General features: G+C 41.3%; 7 protein-coding genes. 2 read left to right on the top strand and 5 right to left on the bottom strand.

Going from position 1 to position 6000, the window contains the following annotated elements; translation table 11 throughout:
• Positions 1–171: 171 nt before the first annotated feature.
• A complete protein-coding gene (csrA, locus tag NI465_RS14050; RefSeq protein ID WP_004278972.1) occupies positions 172–426 on the top strand; it encodes a carbon storage regulator CsrA in 255 nt (84 codons plus the stop codon).
• A gap of 95 nt (positions 427–521) precedes the next feature.
• On the opposite strand, the gene rnhB is transcribed toward csrA, so the two are convergent.
• Together rnhB and NI465_RS14060 are read right to left on the bottom strand one after the other, a co-directional pair.
• On the bottom strand, positions 522–1109 hold the full coding sequence (rnhB, locus tag NI465_RS14055) for a ribonuclease HII (RefSeq protein ID WP_004278973.1): 588 nt from the start codon (positions 1107–1109) through the stop codon (positions 522–524).
• Positions 1110–1168: 59 nt separating this feature from the next.
• On the bottom strand, positions 1169–1540 hold the full coding sequence (locus tag NI465_RS14060; RefSeq protein ID WP_004278974.1) for a hypothetical protein: 372 nt from the start codon (positions 1538–1540) through the stop codon (positions 1169–1171).
• Positions 1541–1757: 217 nt separating this feature from the next.
• Between NI465_RS14060 and NI465_RS14065 the strand changes: the two genes are divergently transcribed.
• Positions 1758–2321 (top strand): cytochrome b, encoded by a 564-nt coding sequence (locus NI465_RS14065; RefSeq protein WP_253145743.1) that lies wholly within the window; start codon positions 1758–1760, stop codon positions 2319–2321.
• Positions 2322–2364: 43 nt separating this feature from the next.
• On the opposite strand, the gene NI465_RS14070 is transcribed toward NI465_RS14065, so the two are convergent.
• The 3 genes from NI465_RS14070 to NI465_RS14080 form a co-directional block, all read right to left on the bottom strand.
• Complete coding sequence (locus tag NI465_RS14070) at positions 2365–2718, bottom strand: hypothetical protein (RefSeq protein WP_004645560.1); 354 nt, start codon at positions 2716–2718, stop codon at positions 2365–2367.
• 45 nt (positions 2719–2763) lie between these two features.
• Positions 2764–3765 (bottom strand): adenosine deaminase, encoded by a 1002-nt coding sequence (locus NI465_RS14075; protein WP_180086958.1) that lies wholly within the window; start codon positions 3763–3765, stop codon positions 2764–2766.
• Between the two features lie 76 nt (positions 3766–3841).
• Positions 3842–5164 carry an NCS2 family permease gene (locus NI465_RS14080; RefSeq protein WP_253145744.1) on the bottom strand — a complete coding sequence of 441 codons (1323 nt, stop codon included), beginning with the start codon at positions 5162–5164 and terminating at the stop codon, positions 3842–3844.
• Between the last annotated feature and the right edge of the window lie 836 nt (positions 5165–6000).

The raw sequence follows: 6000 nt of genomic DNA on the forward strand, positions 1-6000 counted from the left end.
TATAGTGGCTCTGTTATATTAAGCCTGAGGATTTTTAACCAGCTGAGATAGATTAAAATCTTTCACCCAGATGACAGAATTTCTATCCAGATCTTATTTTGTAATTTTTGGTTGTGCTTTTTGTTTTACATTCAATAGATTGCAGGTTTTGCATTTTGCAAGGAGAAAAACATGCTGATTCTGACTCGACGCGTCGGGGAAACTTTAATGATTGGTGATCAAGTCAGTGTGACTGTGCTTGGTGTAAAAGGTAACCAGGTTCGTATCGGGGTAAATGCTCCGAAAGAAGTCTCTGTGCACCGTGAAGAGATTTACCAGCGTATCCAGCATGAACGTGCAATGCATGAACATCTTCAACATATCGATCAAGATTACCAACCTTCTTATGAAGACGATAGCCAGACACAAAATAACTTTAACCGTTAATGTTTGTGCGAAGAATAAAGCGGCTTTTGAGCCGCTTTAAATTTGTCTAAATTTTATACAAAAATATTAAATACTTAGATAATTTAAAATAAAACTTAAAGTTCTGCACCCTGCTGTAATGCTGCAATCACCTTTTTTACCGGCCCAAAACTGCGACGATGCTCATCAATCACGCCATGTAAGGCAATCGCTTCAAAATGTGCCTTGGTCGGATAACCCTTGTGCTTGGCAAAGCCAAATTGCGGATGCTTCTGGTCCATCTCGATCATCTGATGATCACGGGTTACTTTCGCCAGAATACTGGCTGCTGAAATTTCAGCATGCAGTGCATCACCACCCACCACGGCATCACAGCTCATAGCAAGGCCCTGTGGAATCTTGTTGCCATCGACCAATACATGCTCAGGCTGAACTGGCAAAGCTTCTACAGCACGGCGCATGGCCAGCAAAGAAGCTTGCAAAATATTATGTTCATCAATCTCTGCCGCAGAAGCCTCAGCAATGGCCCATGCCAGCGCTTTTTCCTGAATCTCGATAAAAAGTTTTTCACGCTTCTTTTCAGTGAGTTTTTTAGAATCATTTAAACCCTCAATCGGGTTGTTCGGATCCAAAATAACTGCCGCAGCGACCACCGAACCCACTAATGGCCCACGCCCTGCTTCATCTACACCCGCAATCTTCATGTCTATTTTTCCATAAAAAATAGGCTGAACCAGTCAGCCTATTTCAATTTAATCTTGGCTTAGTTTACAGCTTCAGCTACACAAGCGTTAATGGTTTTTGCAACCACATTGCCGACAATCGTCGCACGTGCTGCCGGGTCAATCGCTGCAGTCGCCAAATCTACCGCTGTTACGCTTTGGGGTGCTTTTTCGCTGACACAGCCACAAATTTCAGTCTGGATATTCTGCTTTTGGGTCGTAGTCATTAGACGTGTAGCTGTTTGCCATGCTGGAATATTATTCAGCTCAGTCGTACATTTTGCATTGATCGCGATTTTAAGCGCAGCCCCACCCAGCTGTTGAGTCGTGGTTTGCGTTTCAGGGCTGCCTGTTGTTGCACAAGCCGATAAAACCAAAGTAAGCGGAGCAAGTGCAGCCAATAATTTTTTCACAGATCTGTTCCTTGTTTATTCATATATGAAGCGTGACGCTATTGTGCCGAAATTCACCTGAATAAGAAATCTATAAATCATCCTGAATGTTTAATCTGCACCTAGCCATTTCAATGGATGTTGCATGAAAGCCACCATAGCGTTGCAGATTTGGAATTGCTGGGCTGATTCGCCCTTTGCTAAGGTGCATCCATCTTTGAGGGCAATCGAAAATCACATGGAAAAAGTACAATATTACACGCGCACGGCACAATGGTTGCACTGGATCATGGCAGTTATCTTTATTGCGGCCTGGCTGATTGGTTTTTATAGTGGGAATTTTTTAAGTTATGAGGTCGATGGCAGCTTTAAAGGCGATGTCATCACCCTGCATAAAAATATCGCCACCACCATTATTTTCCTGTTGGTTGTGCGAATTTTCTGGAGTTATACCCATCCTGCCCCTGAACTACCGGACACTATGTCACCCCGGATGAAAACTTTGGCACATGCAGGTCATCTGGCTTTGTATTTTATGCTGATTGCTCTACCTGTCACCGGCTGTTTATATAGCTGGAGTCTGGGCTATCCAGCACCAGTGCTATATTTATTTAACCTGCCGACACTGATTGCAGAAAATCCGGCTGTAACCGCGATCGTAAAACCCCTGCATATCTGGCTTTCCTGGGCAGTTGGCTTACTTTTAGTTGGACATATTTTCGCAGCACTGAAACATCATTTTATCGATAAAGATCATGTACTCAACAGCATGATCCGACAATCCAAATCTTCTAAAAAATAATCTGCAAAACCACACTCAATCAGCTTTCATTGCAAAGCTGATTTTATTTTAAGAACTCGGTCATGCAGCCTTTCAGACTGTTTGCAATAGCCTGTTGCGTGAGTTTTGACTTTACTTCTTCATCCAGAGTCGCTTTCAGTAAAGTGCTTGCCGGAATATCCTTGAGTGCATGCTCACCTACACATGAACAGACATTCTGTTCAAGTTCAGCTTTATTTTTATCCTGCATAAAATAGGTCGAGGCAGTCCAGAATTTAGATGCTTTCAATTCTTTTGCACATTGGTATTCAATCACGGGTTTTAAAGTACGCTGTGTCAAAGTCATATCCGCATTTGAGCAAGCAGATATCAACACGCTACTGATGAGCAGAATTATATTTTTCAATTTCATATCCATCTATAAAAACAAAGGCAGAGCGAACCCTGCCTTTTATTTAAAAACTTAAACCAGGGCACGGATCTGGTTGATCCATTGCTCTTTTTCAGTATCAGTAATAAAAGAGGCTTCAAATGAGTTAATGGCCAACTGCTTGAGTTCCTCATTGCTTAAATCCAGTGCTTCAGCAATGGCAATAAAATTGTCATTCATATAACCACCAAAATAAGATGGATCATCTGAATTGACCGTGACATGCACACCTTGCTGTAAGAGGCGACGGATATTATGCTGCTGCATATCATCCACGACGCAGAGTTTCAGGTTTGACAATGGGCAAACCGTCAGTGGCATCTTTTCTGCGATCAGGCGCTGCATTAACGCCGGATCTTCTTCCGAACGTACACCATGATCAATACGATTCACTTTCAGCAAATCTAAAGCTTCCCAGACATAGGCTGCCGGGCCTTCCTCACCTGCATGTGCTACAACCAAGAAACCTGCTTCACGCGCTTTAGCAAAGACACGTTCAAACTTTGAAGGTGGATGCCCGACTTCACTTGAGTCCAAACCGACTGCAATAATCTGGTCTTTATAAGGTAAGGCCTGTTCCAATGTTGCAAATGCAGCATCTTCGCTTAAATGACGCAAGAAACACATAATCAGATGAGAACTGATATCCAGTTTAGCTTTGGCATCATCACAGGCTTTTTGCAAGCCGTTGATCACGGTTGAAAAAGCAACACCACGATCGGTATGGGTTTGTGGATCAAAGAACATTTCAGTATGCACGACCCGGTCTTCAGCACATTTTTCAAAATACGCCCACGCCAGATCATAAAAATCCTGTTCATGAATCAATACAGCTGCACCAGCATAATAAATATCCAGGAACGACTGAAGATTATGAAAGTTATAGGCCTGTTTAACTTCTTCAACAGATTTATACGGGATGGCAATTTTATTACGCTGAGCGATCGCAAACATTAGCTCAGGCTCAAAAGTGCCCTCAATATGAACATGAAGCTCAGCTTTTGGCAAAGCTCGAATCAACTCAAGACGGTTCATCGCTTCTCCTCATGAAACCTAAAATAATAAAAAAAGGGTGCAAACTGAGTTTACACCCTTTCCAAATCTAGAAAAATTAGCCGCCAAATAGTGCGAATTTAAGCGTCCATAGTACTGCAATAATCCAGACCATATACGGTACAGTTGATGCCTTACCGGTTAACAATTTGATCAGTGCATAGCTAATGAAGCCCATCGCAATACCATCCGCAATCGAATAGGTAAATGGCATAAATACAATGGTTAAAAATGCAGGAACTGCTTCTGTAATATCTTCCCAGTCAATATGCACGATACCTTGAATCATTAAGACACCGACAAATAACAGCGCTGGTGCTGTTGCAAAGCTTGGTACAGACTGTGCCAATGGTGCAAGGAACAAACAGGCAACAAACAGGATACCGACTACAACAGCAGTTAGACCTGTACGGCCACCGGCTGCTACGCCCGCAGAAGATTCAATGTATGGCGTAGTTGAAGATGTACCCAGCGCTGCACCTGCAACAATTGCAGAAGAGTCCGCAAAAAGTGCTTTTTTCAAACGCGGCAGTTTGCCATCTTTCAACAAGCCTGCACGGTGTGAAACACCTACAAGCGTACCGGTTGAGTCGAATAAATCGACCAGGAAGAAGACAAAAATCACGCCAATTAAACTGGCAGTGAACAGACCTTCAAAGCTCATTTGCATAAATGTGGGTGCAATCGATGGCACTGCGCCAACCACACCTTTAAATTCACTCAGACCCAATGCTGCTGAAATACCGGTTAACGCCAAAATACTGATGATGATCGCACCACGCACTTTAAAGTGATGCATCACAACAACCAGAAGGAAACCAAATAATGCAAGCAAAACCGATGGTTGTTTTAAATCGCCCAAACCTACCAACGTAGCAGGATTATCCACAATCAGGCCGGCATTTTTCAAAGCAATCAGCGCAAGGAATAAGCCAATACCACCACCGATGGCCAGTTTCAGCGACATTGGAATCGCATTTACAATGGCTTCACGGATTTTGAACATGCTGATCGCAATAAACACAAGACCCGAGATAAACACAGCCCCAAGTGCTGTTTGCCAAGGCACACCCATTCCCAAACATACGGAATAGGTAAAAAAGGCATTCAAGCCCATGCCTGGTGCAAGTGCAATTGGATAATTTGCAATCAAGCCCATGACTAAACAGCCAATCGCGGCTGCAAGACAGGTTGCTACAAAGACAGCCCCATGATCCATCCCCGTTTCGGACAAAATCATCGGATTGACAATAATGATGTAACACATCGTTAAGAATGTAGTTACACCGGCAAGAACTTCTGTACGGAAACTGGTTTTGTTTTCACTCAGTTTAAACAGACGTTCAAGCATACTTTCTGAAGATGGATTAGGAGTCGTCATGACCTAGCCCCTATTGAGTAAACTTTATGCTTTAAGCAAGCCGTCAAATAAATGAAATTTTATAAAAAAAATTCATCAATTTTAAGGATGTGTTAGCAACGAATATGCCAGCATAGCCATTTGACGGGTTAAAATGTTGGAACAGCTTACAGCCCCAGGGCTATGCTATAAAAACCCAAAAAAAAATCTAAACAAAAAAGCTGCATAACCTTTATGCAGCTTTATTTTCTTGATTTAAACCAAATGCTTAACAAGATGAATTCTGCTTCATCCTGATCGTTGGCAAATTATAACACATTGATTTCTTATTGCTTCTTAGATTTTACACTTTATTAGAAATTAATATATCTTAAATGAATACTTTAAATTTTTATTATATTTATTATTGATTTAATTTTATCATTTTAGCCCAATCAACGAAAGAAGATTGTCTAGCCTGCTTAATGTCGATGCCGATTGGATTCCAGCAATTTGCTTGAATCACGTCCATCGTTCAAGACATGACGGATCTTTTCATATTTTCTGATTTCGGACTGTTTATGGACACAAAATCCTAATAAACTGATCATTAAGGCAAAAACAGGGATAGCATATATTTTCATTTTTATTATGCTGCTTTGTAACACTATGCAATTATGCTAACAAAAAACCTAACAAACTTGTGACATGGTTTACATTTAACCCGATAGAAGGCATTTATTTATCCTCTAAATATTAATTTTATGTCGTTTTATTTATTAATACTTAATTAGGGTGTGTTGACACTTTTAGCTTAAAAAAATAGCGAAGTAGTAAAATCAAATCGCCAAACCCAATTTTACTATTCGCTATGCCTC

This window comes from Acinetobacter lwoffii, assembly GCF_024129855.1.
Taxonomy (GTDB): Bacteria; Pseudomonadota; Gammaproteobacteria; order Pseudomonadales; family Moraxellaceae; genus Acinetobacter; species Acinetobacter lwoffii_L.

What these genes read in the sequence shown, in the direction of transcription:
- csrA (WP_004278972.1), top strand. Translation starts at nt 172, where the DNA reads ATGCTGATTCTGACTCGACGCGTCGGGGAAACTTTAATGATTGGTGAT.
- rnhB (WP_004278973.1), bottom strand. Translation starts at nt 1,109, where the DNA reads ATGAAGATTGCGGGTGTAGATGAAGCAGGGCGTGGGCCATTAGTGGGT.
- NI465_RS14065 (WP_253145743.1), top strand. Translation starts at nt 1,758, where the DNA reads ATGGAAAAAGTACAATATTACACGCGCACGGCACAATGGTTGCACTGG.
- NI465_RS14070 (WP_004645560.1), bottom strand. Translation starts at nt 2,718, where the DNA reads ATGGATATGAAATTGAAAAATATAATTCTGCTCATCAGTAGCGTGTTG.
- NI465_RS14075 (WP_180086958.1), bottom strand. Translation starts at nt 3,765, where the DNA reads ATGAACCGTCTTGAGTTGATTCGAGCTTTGCCAAAAGCTGAGCTTCAT.
- NI465_RS14080 (WP_253145744.1), bottom strand. Translation starts at nt 5,164, where the DNA reads ATGACGACTCCTAATCCATCTTCAGAAAGTATGCTTGAACGTCTGTTT.